The organism is Shewanella sp. 10N.286.52.B9, from assembly GCF_002873635.1.
Taxonomy (GTDB): Bacteria; Pseudomonadota; Gammaproteobacteria; order Enterobacterales; family Shewanellaceae; genus Shewanella.
The window spans coordinates 1-797 of sequence record NZ_MCTY01000148.1 but is presented as its reverse complement, the minus strand read 5'-3'; the positions used below and the strand labels follow the sequence as shown (position 1 = coordinate 797).

Genomic DNA, 797 nt, shown 5'->3' with positions numbered 1-797 from the left:
GGCAGCTGCCATCCCTTTTTTATGGAAATCCTTTAAAGTTAAATAGCTTGGCAGTAGACTGAATTAATTACGTATTACTGGAAGTTGATAAATGAGTATTTGGTTTAGAGAAGTCACACTTGAAGATTGCGCTAAAATGGATAGTGGGCTCCATGGAAAGGGCACATTAATGAAAACCCTTGGTATTAAAATCACTGAAATTGGCGCAGATTATATGGTGGCGACTATGCCAGCTAATCCCTCAGTACATAACCCTTTAGGCATAGTTCATGGCGGCGCGAATGTGGCACTGGCCGAAACCGTTGCCAGTTATGCGGCTAACTTTGTGGTCGACTTTAAGCATTTTTATTGTGTTGGCCAAGAAATTAATGCCAATCACTTAAAAGCGTCACGAAATGGTGAGTTAATTGCGACGGCAAGAGCGGTGCATATTGGTAAACGTAGCTCAGTATGGGAAGTGCTAATCAATAATTCTGCTGGTGAGTTATGTTGTATTTCTCGGATGACTGCGGCTGTAGTAGCTAGAAAAGTCAGCGCTTAATAGGCAATTATTAACTACACTGAATAAAGTCAAACCCCTTAAAAGGAATCATAAATGGAAGCTGCAACAGTATGGGAATGGGTGGGTTATTTAGCCTCTGCCGTGGTGGCTATTTCATTAATGATGGCTAATATAAAAAAATTACGCTGGTGGAACCTTATTGGTGCAGCGCTTTTTGTCGCTTATGGTTTGGCGATAGGTGCCATCCCAGTGGCATTAGTGAATTTTTTTATTGTATTGATTGATATTTATTATT

At 40.4% G+C, this 797-nt stretch carries 2 protein-coding genes; both read left to right on the top strand.

Going from position 1 to position 797, the window contains the following annotated elements:
- The first annotated feature begins 91 nt into the window (after positions 1–91).
- Entirely contained in the window at positions 92–541 is a 450-nt protein-coding gene (locus tag BCU91_RS08175; protein ID WP_102436759.1) for a PaaI family thioesterase, read from the top strand.
- Positions 542–595: 54 nt separating this feature from the next.
- Positions 596–797, top strand: a 202-nt coding sequence (locus BCU91_RS08170; protein WP_102531255.1) for a YgjV family protein, incomplete at its 3' end; no start/stop codon positions are given.